The organism is Rhizobium sp. P43 (assembly GCF_056730705.1).
The window spans coordinates 1,372,543-1,398,692 of the sequence record NZ_CM161539.1; the positions used below are offsets into that span (position 1 = coordinate 1,372,543).

Below are 26,150 nucleotides of genomic sequence, written 5' to 3' on the forward strand. Positions count from 1 at the left end.
ATCAGGCCTTGGCGGCTGCAACGATCAACATGAAGGCCGGGATGTCGTCGCCGAAGCCAACCGGCGTCGGGCCGTCGTCGTGATCGTGATGACGGTTGCGGCGGCGATCGCGGTTGTCGTCGTTCGCCGGATAGGGGTTGTTGCGGTTGTTGCGCGGGTTCTGGTCGCGGCGCTTGTCCGCCTTGCGTTCCGTTGCCACCGCTTCCACTTTGACCGCTTCCATCACCTGTTGTTCCTCTACCGGTTTGACTGGTTCGACGCGCGCCTCGGAAGGCTTTGCATACTCGCTGCGCGTATCGGATTTATGACCGCCGCGCCGCTCGCGACCCTTGTCGCGACCGCGTTTTCCACGGCTTTCGTCATGGCTTTCCGCCGGCGCCGGAAGCGCAGTCAGATCGCCGTTCAGCCATTCGATCTTCTGGTCGATCAGCTTTTCGATGGCATCGAGGAACTTGGTGTCGCTGCGCGTCACCAGGGTAAAGGCGGCACCCGAGCGTCCGGCGCGGCCGGTACGGCCGATGCGGTGGACATAATCTTCGGCGTGGATCGGAACGTCAAAATTGAACACGTGGCTGACATCGGGGATGTCGAGGCCGCGGGCGGCGACGTCGGAGGCGACGAGCAGCGTGATCGCATTGGCCTTGAAGTTTGCCAGCATGGTCGTGCGCGAGCGCTGGTCCATGTCGCCATGCAGCGCGCCGACGGAGAAGCCGTGGCGGTCAAGCGAACGGAAGAGGTCTGCGACATCCTTCTTGCGATTGCAGAAAATGATCGCGTTCTTCAGGTCGTCCTGGGCGCGGATCAGGTCACGCAGCGTCGAACGCTTTTCGTAATCCTTGTTGTGGCAGGCCACCAGGCGCTGGGTCACGGTCTTGGCCGTCGAGGACGGCGGCGCGACTTCGATGCGCTCAGGGTTCTGCAGGAACTGGTCGGCCAGCTTCTGGATTTCCGGCGGCATGGTCGCCGAGAAGAACAGGGTCTGGCGGGTGAACGGGATCATCTTGGCGATGCGCTCGATGTCCGGGATGAAGCCCATGTCCAGCATGCGGTCGGCTTCGTCGATGACGAAGACTTCGACGCCGCTCATCAGCAGTTTGCCGCGCTCGCAATGGTCGAGCAGGCGGCCGGGCGTGCAGATCAGGACGTCCGCGCCACGCTCAAGCTTGCGGTCCTGCTCCTCGAAGGACACACCGCCGATCAGAAGCGCCACGTTCAGCTTGTGATTCTTGCCGTATTTCTCGAAGTTCTCGGCGACCTGTGCGGCCAATTCGCGGGTCGGCTCGAGGATCAGCGTGCGCGGCATGCGGGCACGGGCACGGCCCTTTTCCAAGAGCGTCAGCATCGGGAGAACGAAGGATGCGGTCTTGCCGGTGCCTGTCTGCGCAATGCCGAGGATGTCCCGCCGCTGCAGGGCTGGCGGGATTGCGCCTGCCTGGATCGGGGTCGGGATCGTGTAGCCGGCATCAGTGACGGCAGAAAGGACTTTTTGGCTCAGGCCAAGGTCAGCAAAAGTGGTCAAAGGGAAGTAGTTTCCGTTCCTGTTCTCGCGAACATCGCTCAAAAGCCCGTGAGATCGGGCGCCAATGGTTGCGGCGATAGTGGGAAACTGCCGGAAAGTCAAGGAAACGGGCGGATTTACCCCTACAAAGGCTTAATGAGCACGATTAATTTCATCGCGCGTTACAAGGGGTCTGAAAACCTGTTGTCGAGCATACCAAAATCCTGGGCCGATTCGGCTTGCTAGTCGCTCAATTGATCAGCGGCGTCAGCTTCATACCGGCGTTGAGAAAGCGCATGGGATCGACGGGGTCGCCATTGCGGCGGACCTCATAGTGGAGATGGGGTCCCGTGGAGCGCCCGGTTGAGCCCGAAAGGCCGAGGATCTGGCCCGGCTCGACCGTGTCGCCTTCGCTCACCAGGATGCGGGACATATGGCCGTAACGGGTCGACAGGCCGAGGCCATGGTCGATTTCGACCATATTGCCGTAACCGCCGGAAAAGCTGGCCGTCACGACCTTGCCGGCGCCGGTGGAGCGGATTTCTGTTCCCGTCGGGGCGCGGAAGTCGATCCCGGCATGCATGGCAAGGCCACCGAAGAAGGGATCCGGGCGATTGCCGAATCGGCTGGTGATTTCCTGTCCTGGTGCGGGATTGGCAAAGGGAAGACGCTTGGCGGTATCACGCACGGTCTCAAGGCGGGTGAGTGCCGCGTCGAGGGCATTCAGCGAAGCGTTGAAGTCGCGGTCGGCCTGCGGCGCTAGGTAGGGGCCGCCGATCGCATCCGCGACGGGCAGAGACGCATGCTCGTCGACTGGAACGCCCTGACGCTTCAAAATGGCGGCAATCTCGTCTGCCGTCTGCGAGGCACCGTTGGCCAGTTCCTCGATGCGCTGCAGCTGTTCGGCCTCGATTTCCTTGAGCGACAGCGTCATGTGGGAAAACAGCCTGTCGGCACGATCGGCGACATTGCCATCGGTCATCGGCACGTAGCCGAGCGCAAGTTCGGGCTTCGTGTGGCTTTCGCCTTGGTGTGCCGGAGTTCGCTCGCCTAGCAGGGCGGCGAAGGCCTCTGTCCCGCCGGACAGCGACGCGCGATCCTTGCTGTCGATCACCGGCTTGTCTGCCGGGACGGGGCCATCGTTTGGCAGGGCATCCGTGCTGTCGTCCGCCTGCAACAAGGCGCCGATGCGGCCATGTCGCGACGTCAGGGCCATCTGCTGTTCAAGGAGCTTTTCGACCTTTTCCTCGACAACCTGCTGGTCAAGCAATTGGCGGGAGGTAACACGGTCCACCTGTGCCCGAAGCGCTGCGATCCTGTCTTCGTATTCGTGCTGCATGCGTGCCTGGCGGGCCATGGTGGCGCCAATCAGGTTGTCGCGCAGGACCAGATAGGTGGTCGCGCCGAGATAGCCGATCATCATCATGCCGACAAAGCAGATGCTGAGGGCCACCATCCAGGGGCGAATGGTCATGTGGCGAATGCGGTCGCCGCTCGCCAGGATGACGATATGTTGTTCCTTGCGCTTGCCGAAGACCTGGCTGTTCGAACCCGTCGCCACGCTGCCCCCCAATTCGTGCCGGGCGCAATGCGGTCGCATAAGTGCCCAGTCCGGCGACTCGCCTGTCCGATCCGCCTTTAGCAATTACGCATAATTAGGGTTAACGAAGCGTTATCTGTTTGGATTTGCGGGTCAAACAGATGAGTTGTTCTTGGACGACAGCGATCGGTAGAAGGACGGCGTCAAACCCGCCTCAGCCCGTGCGACGTCGTTGAAGGGCGCCTTGAGTTGGCCGCGGAAATTTGCGCGCACCAGCTCCTGGAAGGCCCTGGCAGGATCGCGCTTTTCTCGGGCGCAGAGGAAGCGGAACCATTTCGCGCCGACGGCAACATGGCCCTTCTCATCTTCGTAGATGACCTTCAGCACATCGGCGCTCTCGATGTCGCCGGTTTCGCGCATCTTGTCCTGCAGGGACGGGGTGACGTCGAGGCCGCGGGCTTCGAGAATCAGCGGCACCACGGCGAGGCGGGCGGTCAGGTCGTTCTTCGTCGAATGTGCCGCCTGCCAGAGCCCGTCATGGGCGGGCATGTCGCCGTAATCGGCGCCCAGCACCCTCAACCGGTCCCGCACCAGATTGAAATGCTTGGCTTCCTCATAGGCCACCTTCATCCAGCCGTCGAAGAAGGAATGCGGCACTGGCTCGGTTGCGAAGCGGGCGACGATGTCGAGCGCCAGGTCAACCGCATTGAGTTCGATATGGGCGAGTGCATGCAGAAGTGCGATTCGGCCGGGCAGCGTATGGAGCGAGCGCTTTTCGACTGCCTTGGGCGGGACCAGTTCCGGTTTTGCCGGCCGTCCCGGCCTGTCGGGCAAAGGCGGGTCGAGCGGCGAGCGCAAGGAGAGGCGTCGCTCCTGCCAGCGGAGCGCTGCGGTTTGAGCGAGCGCCGTCTTCTCGTTGAGGTCGGCGCTCAGGATTGCGAGAGTGGCAGCGCCGCGAAGGGAATGGAAAGCCGTCTCGGGCTGCATCGTCTCGGGCATGTCAGAGGGCCTGCGCCGCCTTCAGAACGGCTCCCGCGTGGCCGGGCACCTTCACCTTGCGCCAGACCTCGGCAACCTTGCCCGACTTGTCGATCAGGAAGGTCGAGCGCTCCACGCCCATGTAGGTCTTGCCGTACATGCTCTTTTCCTTCCAGACGCCATAGGCTTCCAGAGCCTTGTGCTCCTCGTCGGCGGCCAGCACCACGGAGAGGTTGTGCTTGGCGGCAAACTTGTCGTGGCTCTTCACCGAATCAGGGGAGACGCCGATGACGGTCGCGCCGAGCTTTTCGAATTCGGCGGTCAGGCCTGAAAAGTCCACGGCTTCGGTGGTGCAGCCGCTCGTATCGTCCTTCGGGTAGAAATACAGAACCACCGGTTTTCCGGCAAAATCGGAGAGCGAAACGGTGCCGCCGCCATTGCGGGGCAGGGAGAAATCGGGGGCCTTTTCCCCGGCAGTCAAATCCGTCATGGGATAACCTTTCTTTTGCCCGTTTTGTGGGTGAATGTGGGCGTCATCGATATATAGTCCGCTCCGCAGTCGTCCAGAGCGACTTGTTAGCGGCATCGATCGACGGAGACAATCACCAGGACATGTCGGAGATCCGGGGCGAAAAGCTACGGTTTCGCAAGCGGGATATTCCACCGCTGCACGATCTTCCGTCTGCTCAGACCGAGGATCCCCTGATTGTGCATTGTCCGCCGCCGAAGCGCTCCTTGATGAGGCGCTTCCTGCGGGTTCTCGCCGGTTTCGCTGGCCTTTGGCTCATTGTTTTCTTCGGCGTTTATGCCGTCGTGGAAAGCGGCACGCTCGATGCAGCGCTCGCGCAACGGGCGCAGACCGTTCTGAACAGGGCGCTCGGTCCGCAATTCAACGCCGAGATTGGCGGTACCGAAGTTCGCTTTTCCAGCGGCATGGAGCTTACCGTCGAGGCGCGTGATGTCACCCTGCACGAACAGGATGGCGGCCAACGGGTCGCGCTGACCAATTCGGTCCGCTTCATCCTGGAGCCGCTCGCGCTTCTCGGTGGCCGTTTTTCAATTCGCGAGGTCGTCAGCGAAGGCATCAATCTCGATGCGACGGTCCTGCCAAAGTCGGAGCCGGTTGATCTCGCCAACTGGCGCGTGGACCAGGTGCCTGTCCGGCTTGCGGAAGCTTTTGCAGAACTCGATCGGCTGCAGGGTTTTATCGCCCGCGGAGGGCTTGATCGGATGCGTCTTGCGGGTCTTGAGATCGCGTCCACCAGTGCGAGCGGCCGCCCGCTGACCATCGCCATCGACGACATCGTACTGGAGCGCGGCGAGGACGGCTCGCTGTCGATCTTCGGCGCGGTCGCTGTGAACGGGCAGCAGACGGAACTCACGGCGCTGACCACAAATGTCGATGGGCGAGCGACTGCGCTGACGATGCGGGTCGCCGATGTCAGGGTGACGCCATTCCTGCTGCGGCGTTCGAGTACCGGCGAGGCGCGCCAGGGGATCGACGGGTCGGCTGAGCTCTTGCTCACAGCGCGACGGGCGGATCAGGGTCAGGCGCCCTACATGTCGCTCGGCATCAACATGCGCAATGCAAGCTTTTACTCCGACGGGCAACGCCAGGACCTGACCGACGCTCAGCTGAAGCTTTCCTATGATTTTGCCAAGGACACGATCGAGCTTGCCGATTCGACGGCGCGCTTTGGCGAAACGGTGTTGCCGCTGTCGGGCGGCGTGATCGATCTTGATCGACTGCCCGAGGGGAAAAGTTTCGGCAAGGGTTTTGGTATTGATCTTGTGGTGACCGACGGTCGGGCGAATGTGCCGAGCGCCGGAGAGGCACCGTTCCCCTTCTTTCTCAAGGGTTATGGCCGCTATCTGGTGGCGGAAAACCAGTTGCAGCTCGACACGGTCGATGTGTCAACGCCTTCGGGCAATATGCGAGGCAAGTTGCAGGTCCGCTTCGGCGGGACCGGACCGGAAATCCGGTTCAATGCGCAGGTGCAGAACATGCGCACCACTGTCGTCAAGCAGCTATGGCCCTATTGGATCGCCTCCAAGCCCCGGCAATGGGTGCTCGAAAACATCTTTGGCGGTGTCATTCCGCAAGGCACGATTGACGTTTTCATTCCGCAGAATCGCTTGTCGATCGATCCCAAGCCGGTGCGGCTCAATGCCGATGAGTTGAAGATCGGCTTCGACCTTGAGGATGCCCGTGTCAATCTCACCGGGGATCTGCCGCCGCTGCGCGATGTCTACGGCCGCTTCGACATGGTGGGCGAGCGCGTGGATGTGGCGATCAACTCCGCCGGGTCCTTCTTCCCCTCGGGACGTATGGTCAAACTGGAAAAGGGGCGTTTCGTTCTCCAGAACGCCTATGAGAAGCCATTGATGGCCGATCTCGATCTTGATGTCAGCGGCGCCGCCGATGCGGTTGCGGAGCTCGTCTCCTTCAAGCCGATCGAAGCCTTGAAGGTGGTCGATTTTCAGCCCGCCGATTTTTCCGGGCAGATCAGAGGGCAGGCAAAGATCCGGGTCGGACTGGTGCCGGAGCAGACGCCGCCCGAGCCGAGCTGGACCGCCGAGGTGTTGCTCGACAAGGTGGATGTGGCCAAGTCGTTCGACGGTCGTACAATCTCGGATGTCGACGGTACGCTTGTGGTCGATCCCGACAAGGCTGTCCTGAAAGCCGCAGCGAAGATCGATGACGTGCCGATGGACGTGAACCTGACGGAACCGGTTCGGCGCGGTGAGGGCGAAGTCAAGCGCGAGCAGATCGTCACGGCCACCCTCGACAATGCGGCCCGCGACAAGATCGCGCCGGGTCTTGGAGAGATCGTCAACGGCCCGATCAAGCTCGAGCTGCGCCGGGTCGACGAGAATGTGCAGGCGGTCTCGGTTAATCTTCGCTCGGCGACCCTTACCATCCCCTGGGTCGGCTGGTCCAAGGGCCAGGGTATCGGTGCGACTGCCACCTTCGAACTTGCGAAGGACGGCGAGCAATCGCTGATTCGCAAATTCACCCTGGATGGCGACGGCTTCGGTGCTTCGGGGGAGATGACCATCGACAAAACCGGGCTTGTCGCGGCCAATCTGTCGCGGGTGCGCCTGTCGCCGGAAGACGAGGTGGCGCTCACCGTGCGGCTCAGCAGAGGCGTCTATTCCGTTGTTGCCAATGGCACAGCCTTCGATGCTCGATCTCTGATCTCGACCCTGCAGAAACCTTCAGGCGATGGCGGCGATTCAAACACATCCCGTGCATCGTTGAAGCTCGAAGGGCGCTTCGATCAGGTGATAGGCTTCAGCGGCGAACAATTGGGCGGTGTCTCGATCGTCTACAGCGCGGCCAAGGGGCGGGTAACCGGTGTCGATTTCTCCGGTGTGACGGGCGGCGGGCAGGCGCTGGTTGCGAAGCTGCGCCAGCCGGAGGGGTTGCGCGAGATGTCTGTGACCACCAGCGATGCCGGCGCAGTGCTGCGGTTCTTCGATACCTACAAGCGTCTCGGCGGCGGGCTTGCCAATCTTCGTCTGACCGAAACCCGCGAGGGGGCCTGGAGCGGCAATCTGGATCTGCGCAATTTTCAGGTCGAAAACGAGGAGCGACTTCAGACGATCGTCTCGGCACCAGCCGGGGCCGACGGCCGCAGTCTGAATAACGCCGTGCGCAGCAATATCGATGTGAGTTCCGCCAGCTTCCAGCGCGCCTTTGCGCGGCTTTCGTTCGTTGATGGCACGCTCAGCGTCGAAAACGGCATCGTGCGCGGCGAGCAGGTCGGGGCAACGTTCCAGGGCATCGTGCGTGACAAGACGGGTCTGATCGACCTCACCGGCACCTTCATGCCCGCCTATGGCCTGAACCGTCTGTTCGGCGAACTGCCGGTTATTGGCGCGATCCTCGGCAATGGTCGAGATCGTGGCTTGCTCGGCATTACCTTCAAGCTGACGGGGGCGACCTCGCGACCGAATCTGGTGATCAATCCCCTCTCGATCATCGCGCCGGGCGTATTCCGGCAAATCTTCGAGTTCCGCTAAAAGTCTGTCGGTCAATCGCGTTCCAGCATGATCACCGGCAGCGCCAGTTTGCGCGCCGCGATGATCTTGGCGTAACCCGCCGGGCCGCCGGAGTTGCGGCAGACGAGATGCGTCACGCCATGGGCGGTGAAGAGATCAGCCTCCCGGTCGGGGTCACTGGAGGGCTTGCCGACCACCAGGAGATGATCGGGAAAGGCAAGCCGTGTCTCCGGTGGATCGACCATCCGGATGATGAAGCGGCAATCGGATCGGTTGACAAAGGCGTCGAGATATTGCCGCCCGAGGGCCAGGAAAACCGTCGATCCCGGGGGCAGGGCGTCCGCTGCCGCGTCGAGCGAGGCAACCGATCTCCATCGGTCACCCGGCAGTTTCTGCCAGCGTGGCCGAAGCCTCTGCTCCAGCGGAACGCCCGAAATCGCGGCCGCCTTGATGGCGTTTTCGCTGATGCGCCGGGCAAAGGGATGCGTGGCGTCGATCATCCGCTCGAAGCCTTCATCGCGGAGATAGGCGGCAAGCCCGTCTGCGCCGCCGAAGCCGCCGATCCTGACCGCGCCTTCCGGCAGGATCGGATCAACCGTCCGTCCGGCGAGCGAGGTGGTCACGGCATGGCCTTGCGCCACGAGTTCAGTGGCGAGTGTCCGCGCCTCCGCCGTGCCCCCGAGGATCAGTATCTTCTGCGGCTTTGCCTCTTCCTCAGAGCGCATGGGCAATGATCGTTCCCTTGCGGTCGGTGATGATGATGTCCACCGTCACGCCGCTGTCGCGCAGCACGCCTTCCGCCGTTTTCTTCGCGGCGTCCGCCACGGCTGCCGCGATATCAATCTTCTCTCTCGTGAGGATTTCGAGCACTTCGAGCGCCGTGTTGGCGTTTTCGATTGTCAGACGCAGTTCCGGAGAAAGCGACTGCGTGTGAGGCAGCGCCAGATAGAAGGCGTTGTCGACCTGGCTGCGGGATGAATGCAGGTCGAGCGCGCCCTGGGCAAGCTTCGACAGTTTGGCAAAACCGCCCGCAATCGTCAGGCGCGGCACCGGGTGGGCCCTCAGATATTTGAGCAATCCGCCGGCGAAATCGCCCATGTCGATCAGCGCGCCATCGGGCAAGGCGTGAAAGTCCTGGGCCGCCTTTTCGGAGGTCGATCCCGTTGCCCCGAGGAGATGGGTAAGCCCCTCGGCGCGCGCCACGTCGATGCCGCGATGAATGGAATGGATCCAGGCCGCACAGGAAAAGGGATGCACCACGCCCGTCGTGCCGAGGATCGAAATGCCGCCTAGAATGCCGAGCCGCGGGTTCCAGGTCTTTTCGGCGATGACGGCACCGCCCGGCACCGAGATCCGGATTTCCACATCCGGTGACACCTGATGCGCCGCCGACAGGGCCTCGATCTCGGCCGTCATCATGGCGCGTGGCACCGGATTGATCGCGGGCTCGCCGACCGCGATCGGCAGACCCGCCTTGGTCACCGTGCCGACGCCGTCGCCGGCCACAAAGCGGATGCCGCTTCCGGGGGCTAGGCGGCTGACCTCTGCGATTACGGTGGCACCATGGGTCACATCCGGATCATCACCGGCATCCTTGACGATGCCCGCAAAGGCGCCGCCTGCGTTGAAGCCTTCGCGGGCCAGCGCGAAGGCGGGTGTTTCACCCTTGGGAAGCGTGATCGAAACGGGATCCGGGAAATGCCCGGTCAGAAGCGCCGTATAAGCCGCTTTGGTCGCCGCCGTCGCGCAGGCGCCGGTCGTCCAGCCGGTGCGCAGCGGCGCACCCTCGGGCTTGTCCAGCCGCTGGCCTTCCTTTGCGTCGTTTCGCTCGGCGTCACTCATGGCTCGCTTATAGGCGAGCCGACCGGATTGAGGAAGGCGGCAGACGGCAGCTTCGTTGCGGAAAGCGGCGTCACGGAATTGCAATTTCTTCGGACGGGGCCTAGACCATGACCATGAGTGACACGACGCGTCTTGCCCTGCCAACAAGCCTGCCGGCCATCGAGCCCGGTCATGTGTGGCTGGCAGGTGCGGGCCCCGGTGACCCCGGCCTTCTCACGCTGCTCGCGGCCAAGGGTCTGTCGGAAGCCGATATCATCGTACACGACGCGCTCGTCAACGAAGACTGCCTCAAACTCGCGCGAACCGGCGCCGTGCTCGAATATGCGGGCAAGCGTGGCGGCAAGCCATCGGCCAAGCAGCGCGACATTTCGCTGCGTCTCGTCGAACTTGCCAAGGCCGGACATCGCGTGCTGCGGCTCAAGGGGGGCGACCCCTTTGTCTTCGGTCGCGGCGGCGAAGAGGCGTTGACCCTCATCGAACATGGCGTGCCCTTTCGGATCGTTCCCGGCATCACTGCCGGCATCGGCGGTCTCGCCTATGCCGGTATCCCGGTCACCCATCGCGAGGTGAACCACGCCGTCACCTTCCTGACCGGCCATGATTCCTCCGGTGTGGTGCCTGACAGGATCGACTGGGATGCGATTGGTCGCGGCTCGCCCGTCATCGTCATGTATATGGCGATGAAACATATGGGCCAGATCGCGGCCAATCTGATGGCTGCTGGCCGTCATGCCGACGAGGCCGTGGCCTTTGTCTGCAATGCGGCGACGCCGGAGCAGACCGTTCTTGAAACCACGCTCGGGCGGGCCGAAGCCGACATGCTGGCGGCAGGGATCGAGCCGCCGGCGATTGTCGTGATCGGCGAAGTCGTGCGCCTCAGGCCGTCGCTCGACTGGCTCGGCGCGCTGTCGGGACGCAAGCTGTTGCCCGATCCTTTTGCCGTGGAGCGGAAAGACACGGCATGAGTGGACTGCTGATCGCCGCGCCGGCCTCCGGTTCGGGCAAGACGGTGGTAACGCTCGGCCTGATGCGGGCGCTTGCGCGGCGCGGGCATGCCGTCGCGCCCGGCAAGGCTGGCCCTGACTACATCGATCCAGCCTTTCATGCCGCAGCCAGTGGCTCCCAATGCTTCAACTTCGACCCCTGGGCGATGCGCCCGTCGTATATCAAGGCGCAGGCCGCAAGATCAGCGGCGAGCGGCACCCTGATCGTCGAAGCGATGATGGGTCTCTTTGATGGTGCCGCTGATGGTCGCGGCAGTGCTGCCGATCTCGCCGCTCTCCTGTCGCTGCCCGTCGTGCTCGTGATCGATTGCGCGCGCACCTCGCAATCCGTGGCAGCACTTGCCACCGGCTTTGCGCGGTTCCGCAGGGATGTGCAGGTGGCCGGGGTCATTCTCAATCGCGTCGGCAGCGACCGGCACGAGCGAATGCTGCGCACTGCCATGGCCGAAACAGAGTTGCCGGTTCTCGGCAATCTGCGATCCGATCCTCAATTGGCGCTGCCCGAGCGTCATCTCGGTCTCGTTCAGGCCGGCGAACATTCCGCACTCGAAAGCTTCATCGAGCGTGCCGCCGATGCAGTCGAAACGGGTGTCGAGCTCAACCAGTTGATCGCGCTGGCGGGGAGGGCTGCTCCATCGGCCGATATCCGCCCTGTCAAAGGAATTCCGCCGCTTGGCCAGCGCATCGCTGTCGCCCGCGATATCGCCTTTGCCTTCTCCTATCCGCATCTGCTTCAGGGCTGGCGCTTTGCGGGGGCGGAGCTCTCCTTCTTTTCACCGCTCGCCGATGAGCCGCCGGCAGACGACGCCGACGCGGTCTACCTGCCGGGCGGCTATCCCGAGCTGCATGCCGGCGTTCTCGCATCCGCCGGGAGGTTTCACTGGGGTATGGCGCAAGCCGCAGAACGTGGTGCCAGGATCTACGGCGAATGCGGGGGCTATATGGTGCTCGGCGAGGGCCTCATCGATGCTGGCGGAAACCGGCATGCCATGCTCGGCCTCCTGCCGCTGGTGACGAGCTATGCGGCGTGCAAACGCCATCTCGGCTATCGACGCCTGCGCTCGCTTGCGCCCGATTTTCTGGCCGGGCAGTTCACGGCGCACGAGTTTCACTATTCCTCTGTGATTTCCGAGGGCGAAGCGGATCGCCTGTTCGAAGCCGGGGATGCGCTTGGCGAGACTCAGGGGTCCGTGGGCTTGAGGCGTGGCACAACCGCCGGCTCCTATATGCATCTGATCGACGTCGCGGGAGAGATGCCATGAGCGGACCGATCCAGCATGGCGGGGGGCTTGCCGCCTCGGCTGCGGAATTCGGAGGGCGGATCGAGGACTGGCTCGATCTGTCGACCGGTATCAACCCGTGTCCGCCAGCCTTGCCGGAGATCCCGATGCGTGCCTGGCATCGCCTGCCGGACCAGGAGCGCGAGCTGGCGGCCCGGGAAGCCGCACGCCGCCACTATGGTTCCGGTTCCCGCCTGCCGCTTCCCGTTCCGGGCACGCAGTCGGTCATCCAGCTTTTGCCGCGACTGGTGCCGGCCGGCCGTCGTGTCGCGGTTTTCTCGCCGACCTATGGCGAATATGTCAGGGCCTTCACACTCGCGGGTCTTGCTGTCGATCAGATCATCGATCTCGACGCTGTCACCCGGGATCACCACCTCGTGGTCGTGGTCAATCCCAACAATCCCGATGGCCGCCTCTTTCCGCGCGAAACGCTCTGCCGACTTGCCGCCGATCTCGCCACGCGTGACGGCCTGCTCGTCGTCGATGAAGCCTTCGGCGACACGGAGCCAGGCGAAAGCCTTGCGGGTGAGGGGAACGACAACCTCGTCGTCTTCCGCTCCTTCGGCAAGTTCTTTGGTCTGGCCGGCATCCGCCTTGGTTTCGTGATCGCGGATGATCCGTTGACGGCGAAATTTGCCGAATGGCTCGGTCCTTGGGCGGTATCGGGTCCGGCGCTTGTTCTGGCAGAGCAGCTGATGTCTTCCGATACCGGCCCGATCCGCGCGGACATTCGCCGGCGATTCGAGGGGCTCACGGCGGTTCTGCGCCATGCCGGTTTCACGGTTCGCGGCGGCACGCAGCTCTTCCAACTGGTGCAAGACGCGCATGCCGCAGCCCTCCATCATCACCTGTGCCGCCATCATATCTTGACGCGCAAGTTCGATTACCGCAGCGACTGGCTTCGCTTCGGGCTTTCTCCCGACGCTCAGGGTGACCAGCGGCTTCTCGACGCCCTTCTATCCTTCCGGAGCCCTGCGGCATGAGCCATTTCCTCGTTCTGCTCGCCGCCATCGCGCTTGACCGGATTGTCGGCGATCCACCCTCATTGTGGCGCCGCATCCCGCATCCGGTGGTGATCTTCGGCAAGGCGATCGATCTCTTCGAAGAGCGGCTCAACCGCGCTAGCTTTACTCCGGAAGGACGCAAGCTCAACGGCGTCGTGACGATCATCGCACTGCTCGTCGCCTCCGTGGTCGTTGGCCAGCTTCTGGCCTCGATCTTCCATCACCTCGGTTTCTTCGGTCTGCTCCTCGAAATCGTCGTCGTCGCTATCTTCCTGGCGCAGAAAAGCCTTGGCGATCACGTGCAGGCGGTGGCGGACGGGCTGTTTCAGGATGGGCTCGAAGGCGGTCGTCAGGCTGTCTCGATGATTGTCGGTCGCGATCCGAAGACGCTCGACGAATCCGGTGTTTCGCGCGCGGCGATCGAGAGCCTGTCGGAGAACTTCGCCGATGGCGTCGTGGCGCCGGCACTGTGGTATGCGATCGCCGGTCTGCCCGGCATCCTTGCCTATAAGATGCTGAACACCGCCGATTCGATGATCGGGCACAAGAATGACCGCTTCCGCGATTTCGGCTGGGCCTCCGCGCGTCTCGATGATCTTGCAAATTGGCCTGCCGCGCGGCTTTCCGCCGTGTTCATCGCACTTGCTGCTGCGGTGAAGCTCGGCGTCCCGTCCGGCCGCCGGTCCTTCTCTGCTGCGCTGCGCGACAGCGGCCTGCATCGATCACCGAATTCGGGATGGCCCGAAGCCGCGATGGCCGGCGCGCTTGACCTGCAACTGGCAGGCCCGCGTGTCTATGGCGGTGTTCGCGTCAGCGAGCCGATGATGCATGCAGCAGGCCGCAGCAATGCAGGTCCCCGGGATATCCTCCTAGGCATCGGGATCTTCTACGCGGCCTGTTCGACTATGGCCGCATTTGTGGCTGCGACATGGCTAGGCGTCCGGTTGCTGTGAACCGGTTCTTGCGACGACCGAATTCCTGAAATGATGCCCGCGTTTGGGCCGTTGTCGATCGAATCAATCGATCCCGGCGGCATCGCGCAGGCGTTCGAGCTTCGGCACGATGACGTGGCGGTTGTTCTCGATGACGATGACACCGTCCTTGCGGAGCTTGGTCATCTGGCGGCTGACCGTCTCAATGGTCAATCCGAGGAAATCCGCGATATCGGCACGCGACAATGGCAGATCGAAGGTCTGGATCCCCTCGCTTTCCGGATCGATGTGAGTCGCGATCAGATAGAGGAAGCTCGCTACCTTTTCCTGGGCCGTCTTGCGGCCCAAGGTCAGCATCCAGTCGCGGGCTTCATCGAGTTCCTTCAGCGACTGGGCATGCAGCTTGCGCTCCATGTCCGGGACTTCGCCGACCATGCGGTCAACGATGTTGCGCGGGAAGGTGCATATTTCGGTATCTGTCGCGGCTTCTGCCGTGATCGTGCTTTCGCCGAGAAATGGGCGGCCCAGGAAGTCGGGCGCAAATTGCAGGCCGACGATCTGCTGGCGTCCATCGGCCATCATCTTCGACAGCTTGATGACGCCCTTGAGAATATTGCTATAGCTGCCGACTTGTTCGCCCTGACCAATCACTTCATTACCAGAGTCGATGCGGCGGCGGATCGAGTGTTTGTTCAATTCCGTCAATTGGCTGGAAGTCAGAACGGAGCAGAGGCCTCCATGGCGCGCCTCGCAGGAACGACAGACGGCCGGAGCCTCGCATTCCGGGAAGTGTTTTCTGTAAGTGTCCATGGTCTTGCCGTCCCGTCCAACCGAACTTCGGCGCTACACGCCGACTCCGGTCGATGGCCCATTCAGGGCCGCTGAGTTTCAATAAACTCTACGTGAGAAATGTATCAGCAAATTGATCGATGTCAAAGGCCGCCATCGCAGTTGGCGCTATCTTTGGTCGTAGCTTGATACATATTAAGGCATCGCAACGTCATGATAAATGAGCTTCTCGCCCGGTATTCCAGTGCTGTACCCCGGTATACAAGCTATCCGACGGCGCCGCATTTTCATGAAGATGTCGACTGCGGCAAATATGCGCAGTGGCTAAAGGCGATCACTGGACGGGAGCGAATCTCTCTCTATATCCATGTCCCCTATTGTGATCGTCTCTGCTGGTTCTGTGCCTGTCACACCAAACATACGTTGCGCTATGAACCTATCGCGATCTATCTGGAATCGTTGAAAAAAGAGATCTCGGCCGTCGGCGCGCTCGTGAGTCGCGACGCAGCCGTCACGGCTGTGCATTTCGGCGGAGGCTCGCCGACAATGGTTCGCCCGGAGGACATGATTGACCTCATGGCCGCGCTGCGGGCAGCCTTCCGTTTCTCCGACGATGTCGAGATCAGCGTCGAAATGGATCCAAACGATCTCGACGAGCCGCGTTATGATGCGCTTGCTGCTATCGGCATGACGCGCGCCAGCCTCGGCGTCCAGGACTTCCACCCAGAGGTGCAGAAGGCAATCAACCGTATACAAACATTCGAACATACGAAATCAGTCGTCGATGCCGTCCGCGCGCGGGGCGTGCATTCGGTCAATTGCGACATACTCTACGGTCTCCCGCACCAGACGGAGGAAACCCTGACCGAGACGGTCAACGATATCCTGTCGCTCGCCCCGGATCGCATCGCTCTCTTTGGGTATGCGCATGTGCCATGGATGAAGAAGCATCAGACGATGATCAAGGAAGAGGTTCTACCGGGGCTTCAGGAGCGCTTTGCGCAGATGAACCTTGCCGCCTCGATGCTGATTGCCGCCGGTTACGAGCCCGTCGGCATCGACCATTTCGCGCTGCCCTCCGACCGTATGGCGATTGCCCAGAGGGAAGGGCGCCTGCGCCGGAATTTCCAGGGCTACACCGATGATGGGGCGGAAGCCCTTATCGGCCTTGGCGCCTCCTCGATCGGCCAGCTGCCGCAGGGTTACGTACAGAACATGCCGGCCACCGGCGAATACCAGCGCATGGCGGATGCCGGTGGGCTGACGGCTGTGCGCGGCATCGAGGTCTCCGAGGACGACAAGCTGCGCCGCCGGGTGATCGAGGAGATCATGTGCCGCTTCGCCCTGTCGTTTTCCGACCTGCGTTCGGAATTCGGCGATGCGGTCGATGCCATCGTGTCGGAGGCGAAGGGCTTCGCCCAATCGAACCAGGACGGCCTGTGTCTGATCGACGGCGATCGTTTCGTCATCACCGAGATCGGCCGACTGTTTGCGCGCACCATTGCTGCGGTGTTCGACAGCTATCTGTCGAACGGCAAGGGACGCCATTCGATTGCTGTTTAGGCAACACTAACGCCGCAAATTTCGCTGTCGCACAAAAGCACCATTGGCATTTGACAGTGTTTTCCTTATGTGGAACCCAGAATTTGAGACATATGAGGTATTGGCGTGACCGCTACATTCGACAAAGTTGCCGACATCATTGCTGAGACCAGCGAAATCGACCGCGAGACGATTACGCCGGAAAGCCACACGATTGATGACCTCGGCATCGACAGCCTCGACTTCCTCGACATCGTCTTTGCGATCGACAAGGAATTCGGCATCAAGATCCCGCTCGAGCAGTGGACGCAGGAAGTCAACGAAGGCAAGGTTTCGACCGAGGAATACTTCGTTCTGAAGAACCTCTGCGCCAAGATCGACGAACTTCGCGCCGCCAAGGGCTGACCCGCCCCCAAAGGAGCGGACACCGTCATGCTGCTTGAATATTTCCAGATGATTGACAAGGTCGAGAGCGTGGATCTCGGCCTTGGTCGTTTGAAGGCCACTTCCGTGGTCCCGATGGAAAGCCCTGTTTTCGAAGGGCATTTTCCCGGCATGCCGCTGGTGCCGGGCGTGCTCCTGATCGAAACCATGGCGCAGGCCTCCGGCATGCTGCTGCTCGCGGTCAAGGACTTCGAGGCCATGCCTTTCCTGATGTCCGTCGATGGCGCCAAGATGCGCACCTTCGTCGAGCCAGGTGCCGTTCTCGACATCGAGGCGGAACTCGAGCATGACGGATCGGGCTTTGCCGTCACCAAGGCGAAGATCACGAGCGGCGGCAAGAAGGTCTGCGATGCCCAGCTGAAGCTGCGCACCATGCCTTTCTCCGAAGTGCCGCTCGCGCCGATCGTGCGCAAACGCGCCGAGGAAGTCGGCCTGATCGCCGCGATGGCGGCCCAGGCTTAAGGCGCATTCGGCCGCAAGCGCGCAATCTCCTATTGACCTTGGGGCCTTATTCGGGAAAACCCGCATTTTACGCTGGCCAGCCTGCCGGCGAGAGGATTGCATATGGTCAAGAAACCGAATGATGTGGTGATCACCGGTGTGGGGATCGTCACCTGCCACGGCACCGGCAAGGACGCGCATGTCGCGCTGCTCTCGGCGAAGACTGCGCCGGAGCCGGTCCTGGAGACCGAAAAGTTCGCGCCTTATGTCGTGCACAAGCTGCCCGAGATCGACTGGTCGCAGCAGATCGCCAAGCGTGGTGACCAGCGCCAGATGGAAAACTGGCAGCGTCTCGGCGTCTTCGCAGCCGGCCTTGCGCTCGACGATGCCGGCATGAAGGACGATGCGGACGCCTGCGGGACCATGGACTTGATCGTGGCGGCCGGCGGTGGCGAGCGTGATATCGCTGTCGACAGCCTAATCGTCGACGAGGCTTTGCAGCGCAATGACCGCGAAAAATTCCTGATCGAGAAGCTGAAGACCGAGCTTCGTCCGACGCTGTTCCTGGCGCAGCTCTCCAACCTGCTCGCCGGCAATATCTCGATCGTCCACAAGGTCACCGGTTCCTCGCGCACCTTCATGGGCGAAGAGGCCGCCGGCATTTCGGCCATCGAAACAGCTTTCGCCCGCATCAAGGCCGGCCAGTCGACGCATACGCTGGTCGGTGGCGCCTTCGTGTCCGAGCGCCCTGATATCCTGCTACTGGTCGAGGGCATCCGTGCCCATCAGACCGGTCCCTGGCAGCCGCTCTGGTCGCGCGATGGTTCCTCGGGCGGCGGCATGATCCTCGGCACGGTCGGCGCCTTCCTGGTGCTCGAATCCCGCGAACATGCCGAGGCGCGTGGCGCGCATATCTATGCCGTGCTCGACGCCGTCGAAGGCGATCGCGGCAATCGCGACGAGGGCAAGCTCGAAGCGCGTCTGGGCCGCATGGTGCCGGAAGCAGCCTCCCTTTCGGCTGCCGATACCGTCGTCTTCTCGGGCGCCTCCGGTCTGGCCGAACTCACGCAACGTGAGAAGGCTCACCTTGCGGAATGTTTCGCCGGCATGCCGGTGCGTGGCTATGCCGGCTCGATCGGTCATTCGGTCGAAGCGCAGTTCCCGGCGGGTCTGGCGCTTGCAGCGCTTGCCATCGATTCCGGTGCGATGGTGCCCGCCTTTGATCCGGCGAGCGAAGCTGCTCAGGCTGGCCCCGCCAAACATGCCATCATCTCCACCGTCGGCTATGTGCGAGGCGAAGGCCTTGCCGTGCTCTCGGCGAATGCGTGAGGAGGATAGATCCATGACCGACAGCCGTTTCAAGGATCATCTGGGCCGCCCGATCATTGCCGTTACCGGCATGGGCGTCATCACCTCGCTTGGCCAGGGGCTTTCCGACAACTGGTCGAAGCTGACCTCCGGCAAGTCCGGCATCCACTACATCAAGCGCTTCGACACCGAGGGCATGTCGACCCGTATCGGTGGTACGGTCGATTTCATCGCCGTTCCCGCCAACAATGCCGTCGAGCGTTCCTATGCGCTGGCCCGCGAAACGACCATCGAGGCGCTGGCTCAGGCTGGCATCAATGGCGATTTCAACGGTCCGCTTTTCCTCGCTGCCCCGCCGGTCGAGCCGGAATGGCATGACCGCTTTGCGCTGGCCGAACGGGCTCCGGCCTCGACCCAGCCGGGCGACGCCTATGACCGCTTTTTGGCAGCCATGCGTGAAAAGCCGGATCCGGTCTTCCTCGAAGCCGTGCAATTCGGCTCGATCTCGGAACGTCTCTCCGACAAGTTCGGGACACGTGGTCTTCCTGTGACGCTGTCGACGGCTTGTGCTTCGGGCGCGACCGCGATCCAGCTCGGCGTCGAGGCGATCCGCCAGGGCCGCACGGAGCGGGCGCTGACGGTTGCCACCGATGGCTCGATCAGCCCGGAGGCGGTCATCCGCTTCTCGCTGCTCTCGGCGCTGTCGACCCAGAACGATCCGCCGGAAAAGGCGTCGAAGCCGTTCAGCAAGGAACGCGATGGTTTTGTCATCGCCGAAGGGGCCGCAACGCTCGTGCTGGAATCGCTCGAAGCAGCGGTTGCCCGCGGCGCCAAGGTGCTCGGCATCATCAAGGGCTGCGGCGAAAAGGCCGATCATTTCCACCGGACGCGCTCTTCGCCGGATGGTGGTCCTGCGATCGCGACGATCAAGGCAGCGCTTGCGGATGCCGGTCTCTCCGAAGAGGCCATCGGCTACATCAATGCCCATGGCACTTCGACGCCCGAAAACGACAAGATGGAATATGGCGCCATGCTGTCCGTCTTCGGCGACCGGCTGAAGGATTCCATTCCGTGCTCGTCGAACAAGTCGATGATCGGCCACACGCTGACGGCTGCCGGTGCGGTCGAGGCTGTGTTCTCGCTGCAGACCATGCTGACCGGCACGCTGCCGCCGACCATCAATTACACCAATCCCGATCCCTCGATCGTGCTTGATGTGGTGCCGAACGTAAAGCGGGAGGCCTCGGTTTCGGCTGTGCTCTCCAACTCCTTCGGCTTTGGTGGCCAGAACGCCAGCCTTGTCATGACGCGGGAACCGGCGTAATCGGCTCCGCAACATCGAACAGACCAGATTTGACGCCCATTGGGCGGGGATAAGAACTCATGCGCGCATTGCAACTCGTCGAAGACCGCAAGCTTGAAATCGTCGATCTGCCGGAGCCGGATGCACCGGGTCCGGGTGAGGTGACGCTGCGCGTCAAGGCGGTTGCGCTCAACCATATCGACGTCTGGGGCTGGCGCGGCATGGCCTTCGCCAAGCGCAAGATGCCGCTCGTCATCGGTGCGGAAGCTTCGGGCGTGGTCGAGGCAATTGGACCCGGCGTCGGCAATATCCTGCCGGGTCAGCTGGCGGCCGTCTACGGTGCGCGCACCTGCGGTCTCTGCAAGCCCTGCCGCGAAGGCCGTGACAACCTCTGCGAACATGTCGGCGGCGTGCACGGCTTCCATCTCGACGGCTTCGCGCAGGAAAAGATCAACCTGCCGGCGCGTCTGCTGGTGCCGGCACCTCATGGCGTCGATGCGGTTGGTGCCGCTCTTGCTCCGGTGACCTTCGGCACCGTCGAGCACATGCTCTTCGACAATGCCAAGCTTGAGCCAGGTGAAACCATCCTCGTGCATGCCGGCGGTTCTGGCATCGGCACGGCGGCGATCCAGCTTGCCAAGAAGATTGGTTGCACCGTCATCACCACCGTCGGTTCCGACGACAAGATCGAGCCGGCCAAGGCGCTGGGTGCCGACCACGTCATCAACTACCGCACCGACCGCTTCGAGGGTGTCGTGCGCAAGCTCACCAAGAAGAAAGGCGTCGACGTCGTCTTCGAACATGTCGGCAAGGATACCTGGGCCGGTTCCATGCTCTGCCTGAAGCGCGGTGGCCGTCTGGTCACCTGCGGTTCGACCTCGGGCGTGTCGACCGACATGAATCTGATGATGCTCTTCCAGCAGCAGCTCAAGCTGCTTGGCTCCTTCGGCTGCCGCATGGAAAACATGGCGAACGCCATGCAGAAGATGGCGCGCGGCATCGTGCATCCGGTCATCGACACCGAAGTGACCTTCGACGATATCGACCGCGCTCTCGCCCGCATGGAAGGCCGCCAGGTCTTCGGCAAGATCATCCTGAAGATGGACTGACCGCGTGCGGATGCTCGTCACCCGCATCGTTCTGGCGCTGCGCAAGTTCTACCAGTGGTCCGTGGCGCAGTTCGCGTTCGGCTCCCTGACAGCGTTGAAGATCCTGCCGGCGGATGCTGCGATCAACTTCGCCGACCGTGTTATGCGCTGGATCGGGCCGAAGACCAGGCGTCACCGCCTCATGCAGGTGAACCTGCGCAATGCTTTCCCGGAGAAGTCCGAGGCGGAGCGGGAAGCAATCGCGCTGGCGAGCTGGGGCCATATGGGGCGCCTTGCCGCCGAATATGTCTTCCTTGACCGCCTCTTCGATTTCGATCCGGAGAAACCGGGCGAGGGCAGGGTGGAAGTGTCAGGTGTCGAGCAGTTTCTCGACCTGCGCGACAATCCACGTCCCTTCATCGTCTTTACCGGCCATACCGCCAACTTCGAGCTCCTGCCGGTCGCGGGTGCTGCCTTCGGTCTCTATGTGACGGTGCTGTTCCGTCCGCCGAACAATCCCTATATCGCCGAAAAGGTCTTCGACTTCCGCCGCAAGCGGATGGGCAAGCTCGTGCCGTCGCATGCCGGCTCGTCCTTTGCGCTGGCGCGCCAGCTGGAGCAGGGCGGCGGCGTCGGCGTGCTCGTCGACCAGAAATTCTGGAAGGGCGTAGAAACGCAATTCTTCGGCCAGCCGGTCAAGACCAATCCGTTGCTTGCCAAGCTGACGCGGCAGTTCGACTGCGAAGTCTATCCGGCACGCTGCATCCGTCTGCCGGGCAACCGTTTCCGGCTGGAGATCGAACCCCGTGTCGATATTCCCCGCAACGAGCGCGGCCAGGTGGATGTGAATGCCACCGCGCAATTGCTGAATGACAAGGTCGAAGCCTGGGTTCGGGAATATCCAGAGCAGTGGCTCTGGTATCACGACCGCTGGGCGATCAAAGACAAGATCTAGCCCCGATATCGACACGACGCCCGCAGTGATTCGCCGTCCGAGCATGACGAGCGCTGTGGCCTCGCGCGTTTTCGTGCTTTTTCATCATGATATCTGAATTGTTCGATAGATATTTTTTGGGCTGCGCCGTGCTCCGGTGCCCGTGCGGATTGAACGTGACGCAACCTCATGTTACCCACGCCAAAAGTATGTGATCTCTTAGCTTTCTACGTCACATTCAGGGATGAGGTTGCGAATGTCTTTCGGCGAATTCCGTGATTCGAATCTGCGAGCAATGTTCGAAGCGGTTTCGTTGAAGAATCTTCAGTTGCAGCAGGCCATCCGCAATGGCGATGACCATCTCGTGCGGATCCTTGATCGGGAGATCGATCCGTTGATGACGAGTCTCATCAGCTATCGTGCGACGGATCTGGATGACATTTACTTGCAGATGCGGCTTCTCACCAAACTCCTGCGCGAGGATGCAGACGACGGATCCTGCGTGCTGCGCCATGCCTCCATGCTGTCATTGCTCGTCGAACGGTATTTTGGACCGAAGCGCAGTCAGCAAAGTCCGGCGACCCATGCCTTTGCGCCACCAGAGCCGCGGGATGGGGACGATGAACAGCTGAACGAGATCATTCTCAACAATCTTCCCGAGCGCGTCGCGGTCGTAACGCGCGACTACCGCTATCTGTTCGCCAACAAGGCCATGGCATGCATGCTGGGCATGCGGCAGATCGAGGTGATTGGGCGCAGCGTCTTCGATGTCGGCCTTGCTGCCGGTTCGCATGAGTGGCTTCAGGATGCTCTTGATGCGGCCTTTGCCGGGTGCTCCGGCTCGTTCGTCGCACGCATGTCGGCGGCGACCGTGTCGGGAGAGATGCCGGGGCGTTTCAGTCCGCTTCGTTCATCCGATGGCAGCATCAGTGGCGCCGTCTTGACCCTCGGAGAGAGCGAGCCGGTCTTTGGTGGCGTTGCCGCCTGATCATCCCGCCGCTCTCGCGGCAGCGGGAATGTCTCTGTCACATCGCGCCGGCCTGTAATTCTTCTTCTGTGACGCCCTGCAGGAGATGCTCCCGCTCGAAGGCGATGTGGCGGCGGATCCCTTCAAAGAAGCCGCGCAGCATGTAGCCGACCGCCTCCATATTGACCCGGTCGCCCGAGCCAAGCTTCAGGAGCGCGTCCGTCAACTCCTCCGCAAAGCACTCATCCTCGCAATGCTCGAATTTCAGCCGCTCGAGGGTCGGACCGAGCGCCTCGGTCGCATCGGGGCTCGACTGGAGCTGCGGGAAGAGCACCGTTTCCTCGTAATGATGGATGCCCTTGATCAGCGGGCCAAGCGCCTTTGCGGCATAGATACATTTCTGCCGGTTGATGTTCGCCGGCAGTGAGTCGGCGATGTCTTCCAACTCGCGGCAGAGGGCGAGCTGTTCCGTATGGGCGCGGCCGAGCCAGGCGAGGTCGCGCGTGCCGGCGTCCAGCAGACGGTTGCCTGTTCTTGCGGCCGTGCTGTTTTGTGTGCGGCCTTGAGTGTTGGTCAGCATGTCCGTTCTCTCCAATGGGTTCTCCCTGGCGGGGACCCCTCTGCTCCAAGACACGCGCAGCGGGAGTGATCTGCGGCGATCTCAGGCCTTGGTGCCCAAGGGACCGCCATCCCGATTGCTGATTTGGAGCCTCGCCAAATTTGCCGATGATCGCATTGACCTGGATCAAGGTGGATTGGCTTCCCCGGTGCGATTGGTGCATTCGACGCGGGAGGAATCTCCTGATCAGGCGAAGGCCCCCGCGATGTGATCAGCAAGCGTTGGGGGATTCCAACAATGAACTACACGTTAGAGACACTGGTGATGGCGGTTCTCGCCTTCGCCGCGCTGCTCGGGGTGGCTTTCGCCCACGACAGCCTCTTTGCGGCCCATATGTGGGTCGCCTTCTTCGTGCTGGCGGGCGGCACGATTGTTATGCTGCGCCGGATGCAGTTTGCACCGTCTGCAGCGTCCTCCGCCTCTGCGGCGCCCAAGGCCTCCTCATCGGAGTATTTTGATGATGTCGTGCGCTACGGCGTCATCGCCACGGTCTTCTGGGGCGTTGTCGGCTTTCTGGTTGGCGTGGTCGTCGCGCTGCAAATGGCCTATCCCGAGCTCTATATCGAGCCGTGGTTCACCTTCGGTCGCCTGCGCCCGTTGCACACCTCTGCCGTCATCTTCGCCTTTGGCGGCAACGCGCTGATCGCCACGTCCTTCTATGTCGTCCAGCGCACCTCCCGCCAGCGTCTGTTCGGCGGCAGCCTGCCGTGGTTCGTCTTCTGGGGCTACCAGTTCTTCATCGTCATGGCTGCCACGGGCTACCTGCTCGGCATCACCCAGGGTCGCGAATACGCCGAGCCGGAATGGTATGTCGATCTCTGGCTGACCGTCGTCTGGGTCGCCTATCTGATCACCTTCATGGGCACGATCCTGACCCGCAAGGAGCCGCATATCTATGTTGCGAACTGGTTCTATCTGTCCTTCATCGTCACGATCGCGATGCTGCACATCGTCAACAATCTGGCGATGCCGGTGTCCTTCCTCGGGGTCAAGAGCTACTCGGCCTTCTCCGGTGTCCAGGACGCGCTGACCCAGTGGTGGTACGGCCATAATGCGGTCGGCTTCTTCCTGACCGCAGGCTTCCTCGGCATGATGTACTATTTCGTGCCCAAGCAGGCCGGTCGTCCCGTCTATTCCTACCGCCTGTCGATCATCCACTTCTGGGCCCTGATCTTCATGTATATCTGGGCCGGTCCGCACCACCTGCACTATACCGCGCTGCCCGACTGGGCTCAGACGCTCGGCATGGTGTTCTCGGTCATGCTCTGGATGCCGTCCTGGGGTGGCATGATCAATGGTCTGATGACGCTGTCCGGCGCCTGGGACAAGATCCGCACCGACCCGATCATCCGCATGATGGTGATTGCGATTGCCTTCTACGGCATGTCGACCTTCGAAGGCCCGATGATGTCGATCAAGGCGGTCAACTCGCTCAGCCACTATACCGAATGGACCATCGGTCACGTTCACTCGGGCGCACTCGGCTGGGTCGGCATGATCTCCTTCGGTGCAATCTACTACCTGACGCCGAAGCTCTGGAACCGCAACCGCCTCTACTCGATGCGGATGGTCAACTGGCACTTCTGGCTCGCCACTCTCGGCATCGTTGTCTACGCCGCCGTTCTGTGGGTCGCCGGTATCCAGCAGGGTCTGATGTGGCGCGAATACGACGATCAGGGCTTCCTGGTCTACTCCTTCGCCGAATCGGTTGCTGCCATGCATCCCTACTACGTGCTCCGCACGATCGGCGGCGCCATGTATCTCCTGGGCGGCGTGATCATGGCCTACAACATCGCCATGACCATCCTTGGCTATGAACGCGAAGAAGCTCCGGTGCCCGGCTCGACCGTCCCCGCTGCTGTTCAGCCGGCTGAATAAGAAGGAAGGCTCTGATGTCCATTCTTGATAAACACGCAATCCTCGAGAAGAACGCGAGCCTTCTCTTCCTCGGTTCGCTGGTGGTTGTGACCATCGGCGGTATCGTGGAAATCGTGCCGCTCTTTTACCTCGAGAACACCATCGAAAAGGTGGAGGGCATGCGGCCCTACGCCCCGCTCGAACTGGCCGGTCGCAACATCTACATCCGCGAAGGATGCTATGTCTGCCACAGCCAGATGATCCGTCCGTTCAAGGACGAGGTCGAGCGCTACGGTCACTATTCGCTGGCGGCGGAGTCGATGTACGACCATCCGTTCCAGTGGGGATCGAAGCGCACCGGTCCCGACCTTGCCCGCGTCGGCGATCGCTACTCGAACGAGTGGCATGTCCAGCATCTCGTCAATCCGCGCGACGTCGTGCCGGAATCGATCATGCCGGGCTATGCCTTCCTGAAGGAAACGCCTCTGCAGATCACCAGCGTTGGTATGATGCTGCAGGCCAACCGGACCGTCACCGTTCCCTATACGGACGAGATGATTGCCGAGGCCGAGGCGGATCTTGCCGCCCAGGCCGATCCGAACGCGGATACGTCGGGTCTGCTGGCTCGCTATCCCAAGGCTAAGGTCGGCGATTTCGACGGCGATCCGGCCAAGCTCACGGAGATGGACGCACTCGTCGCCTATCTCCAGATGCTCGGCACGCTCGTCGACTTCTCCACCTATGACGACGCAACCGGTTATCGCTGAGGTGACAC

23 protein-coding genes are annotated in these 26,150 nt (G+C 62.0%); 15 read left to right on the plus strand and 8 right to left on the minus strand.

The genetic code is table 11. The annotated features are described in order from the left end of the window. Position 1 precedes the first annotated feature (1 nt). The 4 genes from AC1PUL_RS06780 to bcp all read right to left on the minus strand — a co-directional run bounded on the left by AC1PUL_RS06780 (position 2) and on the right by bcp (position 4,506). Complete coding sequence (locus tag AC1PUL_RS06780) at positions 2 to 1,519, minus strand: DEAD/DEAH box helicase (protein ID WP_480467393.1); 1,518 nt, start codon at positions 1,517 to 1,519, stop codon at positions 2 to 4. Positions 1,520 to 1,748: 229 nt separating this feature from the next. Then, entirely contained in the window at positions 1,749 to 3,059 is a 1,311-nt protein-coding gene (locus AC1PUL_RS06785) for a peptidoglycan DD-metalloendopeptidase family protein (protein WP_480467394.1), read from the minus strand. Positions 3,060 to 3,191: 132 nt separating this feature from the next. Further along, positions 3,192 to 4,037: a ferritin-like domain-containing protein gene (locus tag AC1PUL_RS06790; protein ID WP_480467396.1), complete on the minus strand. Its 846-nt coding sequence runs from the start codon at positions 4,035 to 4,037 to the stop codon at positions 3,192 to 3,194. A 1-nt stretch (position 4,038) separates the two neighbouring features. Further along, positions 4,039 to 4,506: a thioredoxin-dependent thiol peroxidase gene (gene bcp, locus AC1PUL_RS06795; protein WP_480467398.1), complete on the minus strand. Its 468-nt coding sequence runs from the start codon at positions 4,504 to 4,506 to the stop codon at positions 4,039 to 4,041. Between the two features lie 122 nt (positions 4,507 to 4,628). Between bcp and AC1PUL_RS06800 the strand changes: the two genes are divergently transcribed. Continuing rightward, positions 4,629 to 8,042, plus strand: a complete 3,414-nt coding sequence (locus AC1PUL_RS06800) for a hypothetical protein (protein WP_480467400.1) — start codon at positions 4,629 to 4,631, stop codon at positions 8,040 to 8,042. Between the two features lie 11 nt (positions 8,043 to 8,053). On the opposite strand, the gene AC1PUL_RS06805 is transcribed toward AC1PUL_RS06800, so the two are convergent. Further along, positions 8,054 to 8,746, minus strand: a complete 693-nt coding sequence (locus AC1PUL_RS06805) for a cobalt-precorrin-6A reductase (protein WP_480467401.1) — start codon at positions 8,744 to 8,746, stop codon at positions 8,054 to 8,056. Next, positions 8,736 to 9,863, minus strand: coding sequence for a cobalt-precorrin-5B (C(1))-methyltransferase (locus AC1PUL_RS06810; RefSeq protein WP_480467402.1), 1,128 nt, complete (start codon positions 9,861 to 9,863; stop codon positions 8,736 to 8,738). The genes AC1PUL_RS06805 and AC1PUL_RS06810 overlap by 11 nt, the downstream gene beginning before the upstream one ends. Positions 9,864 to 9,970: 107 nt before the next feature. Here AC1PUL_RS06810 and cobA point away from each other — a divergent pair, with 107 nt between their 5' ends. The 4 genes from cobA to cbiB are packed head-to-tail and all read left to right on the plus strand — an operon-like array spanning position 9,971 to position 14,104. Further along, a complete protein-coding gene (gene cobA, locus AC1PUL_RS06815) occupies positions 9,971 to 10,828 on the plus strand; it encodes a uroporphyrinogen-III C-methyltransferase (RefSeq protein WP_480467404.1) in 858 nt (285 codons plus the stop codon). Beyond that, entirely contained in the window at positions 10,825 to 12,129 is a 1,305-nt protein-coding gene (locus tag AC1PUL_RS06820; RefSeq protein ID WP_480467406.1) for a cobyrinic acid a,c-diamide synthase CobB, read from the plus strand. The genes cobA and AC1PUL_RS06820 overlap by 4 nt, the downstream gene beginning before the upstream one ends. Next, positions 12,126 to 13,130, plus strand: a complete 1,005-nt coding sequence (cobD, locus tag AC1PUL_RS06825) for a threonine-phosphate decarboxylase CobD (RefSeq protein WP_480467407.1) — start codon at positions 12,126 to 12,128, stop codon at positions 13,128 to 13,130. The genes AC1PUL_RS06820 and cobD overlap by 4 nt, the downstream gene beginning before the upstream one ends. Next, positions 13,127 to 14,104, plus strand: coding sequence for an adenosylcobinamide-phosphate synthase CbiB (gene cbiB, locus AC1PUL_RS06830; protein WP_480467409.1), 978 nt, complete (start codon positions 13,127 to 13,129; stop codon positions 14,102 to 14,104). Before cobD ends, cbiB begins: the two co-directional genes overlap by 4 nt. Before the next feature lie 63 nt (positions 14,105 to 14,167). Here the strand turns inward: cbiB and AC1PUL_RS06835 are convergent, their stop codons facing one another. Further along, positions 14,168 to 14,893, minus strand: a complete 726-nt coding sequence (locus AC1PUL_RS06835; RefSeq protein ID WP_480467410.1) for a Crp/Fnr family transcriptional regulator — start codon at positions 14,891 to 14,893, stop codon at positions 14,168 to 14,170. A gap of 192 nt (positions 14,894 to 15,085) precedes the next feature. On the opposite strand from AC1PUL_RS06835, the gene hemN reads away from it, so the two are divergent. From hemN to AC1PUL_RS06875, 8 genes are all read left to right on the plus strand, one after another. Then, entirely contained in the window at positions 15,086 to 16,435 is a 1,350-nt protein-coding gene (gene hemN / locus AC1PUL_RS06840) for an oxygen-independent coproporphyrinogen III oxidase (protein WP_480467412.1), read from the plus strand. A gap of 105 nt (positions 16,436 to 16,540) precedes the next feature. Then, positions 16,541 to 16,819: an acyl carrier protein gene (locus tag AC1PUL_RS06845; protein ID WP_003502893.1), complete on the plus strand. Its 279-nt coding sequence runs from the start codon at positions 16,541 to 16,543 to the stop codon at positions 16,817 to 16,819. Positions 16,820 to 16,846: 27 nt separating this feature from the next. Continuing rightward, positions 16,847 to 17,320, plus strand: coding sequence for a 3-hydroxyacyl-ACP dehydratase FabZ family protein (locus AC1PUL_RS06850; RefSeq protein WP_480467414.1), 474 nt, complete (start codon positions 16,847 to 16,849; stop codon positions 17,318 to 17,320). Positions 17,321 to 17,422: 102 nt separating this feature from the next. Then, positions 17,423 to 18,628: a beta-ketoacyl-ACP synthase gene (locus AC1PUL_RS06855; protein ID WP_480467415.1), complete on the plus strand. Its 1,206-nt coding sequence runs from the start codon at positions 17,423 to 17,425 to the stop codon at positions 18,626 to 18,628. A 13-nt stretch (positions 18,629 to 18,641) separates the two neighbouring features. Then, positions 18,642 to 19,931: a beta-ketoacyl-ACP synthase gene (locus AC1PUL_RS06860; protein WP_480467417.1), complete on the plus strand. Its 1,290-nt coding sequence runs from the start codon at positions 18,642 to 18,644 to the stop codon at positions 19,929 to 19,931. Positions 19,932 to 19,990: 59 nt separating this feature from the next. Beyond that, positions 19,991 to 21,019, plus strand: a complete 1,029-nt coding sequence (locus AC1PUL_RS06865; protein ID WP_113376533.1) for a zinc-binding dehydrogenase — start codon at positions 19,991 to 19,993, stop codon at positions 21,017 to 21,019. A 10-nt stretch (positions 21,020 to 21,029) separates the two neighbouring features. After that, positions 21,030 to 21,953, plus strand: coding sequence for a lipid A biosynthesis lauroyl acyltransferase (locus AC1PUL_RS06870; protein WP_480468522.1), 924 nt, complete (start codon positions 21,030 to 21,032; stop codon positions 21,951 to 21,953). Between the two features lie 235 nt (positions 21,954 to 22,188). Continuing rightward, on the plus strand, positions 22,189 to 22,920 hold the full coding sequence (locus AC1PUL_RS06875) for a PAS domain-containing protein (RefSeq protein WP_480467418.1): 732 nt from the start codon (positions 22,189 to 22,191) through the stop codon (positions 22,918 to 22,920). Between the two features lie 37 nt (positions 22,921 to 22,957). On the opposite strand, the gene AC1PUL_RS06880 is transcribed toward AC1PUL_RS06875, so the two are convergent. After that, the gene (locus AC1PUL_RS06880; RefSeq protein ID WP_480467420.1) at positions 22,958 to 23,479 is read right to left on the minus strand and encodes a hemerythrin domain-containing protein; all 522 of its coding nucleotides are present in this window, start codon (positions 23,477 to 23,479) and stop codon (positions 22,958 to 22,960) included. A 276-nt stretch (positions 23,480 to 23,755) separates the two neighbouring features. Between AC1PUL_RS06880 and ccoN the strand changes: the two genes are divergently transcribed. Continuing rightward, positions 23,756 to 25,396 carry a cytochrome-c oxidase, cbb3-type subunit I gene (gene ccoN / locus AC1PUL_RS06885; RefSeq protein WP_480467422.1) on the plus strand — a complete coding sequence of 547 codons (1,641 nt, stop codon included), beginning with the start codon at positions 23,756 to 23,758 and terminating at the stop codon, positions 25,394 to 25,396. A 14-nt stretch (positions 25,397 to 25,410) separates the two neighbouring features. Then, a complete protein-coding gene (gene ccoO, locus AC1PUL_RS06890) occupies positions 25,411 to 26,142 on the plus strand; it encodes a cytochrome-c oxidase, cbb3-type subunit II (protein ID WP_480467423.1) in 732 nt (243 codons plus the stop codon). The last annotated feature ends 8 nt before the right edge of the window (positions 26,143 to 26,150 follow it).

Excerpts from the sequence above, each read along its gene's own strand:
- AC1PUL_RS06870 (WP_480468522.1), top strand. The coding sequence starts at position 21,030 with ATGCTCGTCACCCGCATCGTTCTGGCGCTGCGCAAGTTCTACCAGTGG.
- hemN (WP_480467412.1), top strand. The coding sequence starts at position 15,086 with ATGATAAATGAGCTTCTCGCCCGGTATTCCAGTGCTGTACCCCGGTAT.
- ccoN (WP_480467422.1), top strand. The coding sequence starts at position 23,756 with ATGAACTACACGTTAGAGACACTGGTGATGGCGGTTCTCGCCTTCGCC.
- AC1PUL_RS06880 (WP_480467420.1), bottom strand. The coding sequence starts at position 23,479 with ATGCTGACCAACACTCAAGGCCGCACACAAAACAGCACGGCCGCAAGA.
- cobD (WP_480467407.1), top strand. The coding sequence starts at position 12,126 with ATGAGCGGACCGATCCAGCATGGCGGGGGGCTTGCCGCCTCGGCTGCG.
- AC1PUL_RS06800 (WP_480467400.1), top strand. The coding sequence starts at position 4,629 with ATGTCGGAGATCCGGGGCGAAAAGCTACGGTTTCGCAAGCGGGATATT.
- cbiB (WP_480467409.1), top strand. The coding sequence starts at position 13,127 with ATGAGCCATTTCCTCGTTCTGCTCGCCGCCATCGCGCTTGACCGGATT.
- AC1PUL_RS06790 (WP_480467396.1), bottom strand. The coding sequence starts at position 4,037 with ATGCCCGAGACGATGCAGCCCGAGACGGCTTTCCATTCCCTTCGCGGC.
- AC1PUL_RS06865 (WP_113376533.1), top strand. The coding sequence starts at position 19,991 with ATGCGCGCATTGCAACTCGTCGAAGACCGCAAGCTTGAAATCGTCGAT.
- ccoO (WP_480467423.1), top strand. The coding sequence starts at position 25,411 with ATGTCCATTCTTGATAAACACGCAATCCTCGAGAAGAACGCGAGCCTT.
- bcp (WP_480467398.1), bottom strand. The coding sequence starts at position 4,506 with ATGACGGATTTGACTGCCGGGGAAAAGGCCCCCGATTTCTCCCTGCCC.
- AC1PUL_RS06810 (WP_480467402.1), bottom strand. The coding sequence starts at position 9,863 with ATGAGTGACGCCGAGCGAAACGACGCAAAGGAAGGCCAGCGGCTGGAC.
- AC1PUL_RS06860 (WP_480467417.1), top strand. The coding sequence starts at position 18,642 with ATGACCGACAGCCGTTTCAAGGATCATCTGGGCCGCCCGATCATTGCC.
- AC1PUL_RS06875 (WP_480467418.1), top strand. The coding sequence starts at position 22,189 with ATGTCTTTCGGCGAATTCCGTGATTCGAATCTGCGAGCAATGTTCGAA.
- AC1PUL_RS06805 (WP_480467401.1), bottom strand. The coding sequence starts at position 8,746 with ATGCGCTCTGAGGAAGAGGCAAAGCCGCAGAAGATACTGATCCTCGGG.
- AC1PUL_RS06820 (WP_480467406.1), top strand. The coding sequence starts at position 10,825 with ATGAGTGGACTGCTGATCGCCGCGCCGGCCTCCGGTTCGGGCAAGACG.
- AC1PUL_RS06835 (WP_480467410.1), bottom strand. The coding sequence starts at position 14,893 with ATGGACACTTACAGAAAACACTTCCCGGAATGCGAGGCTCCGGCCGTC.
- cobA (WP_480467404.1), top strand. The coding sequence starts at position 9,971 with ATGACCATGAGTGACACGACGCGTCTTGCCCTGCCAACAAGCCTGCCG.
- AC1PUL_RS06850 (WP_480467414.1), top strand. The coding sequence starts at position 16,847 with ATGCTGCTTGAATATTTCCAGATGATTGACAAGGTCGAGAGCGTGGAT.
- AC1PUL_RS06855 (WP_480467415.1), top strand. The coding sequence starts at position 17,423 with ATGGTCAAGAAACCGAATGATGTGGTGATCACCGGTGTGGGGATCGTC.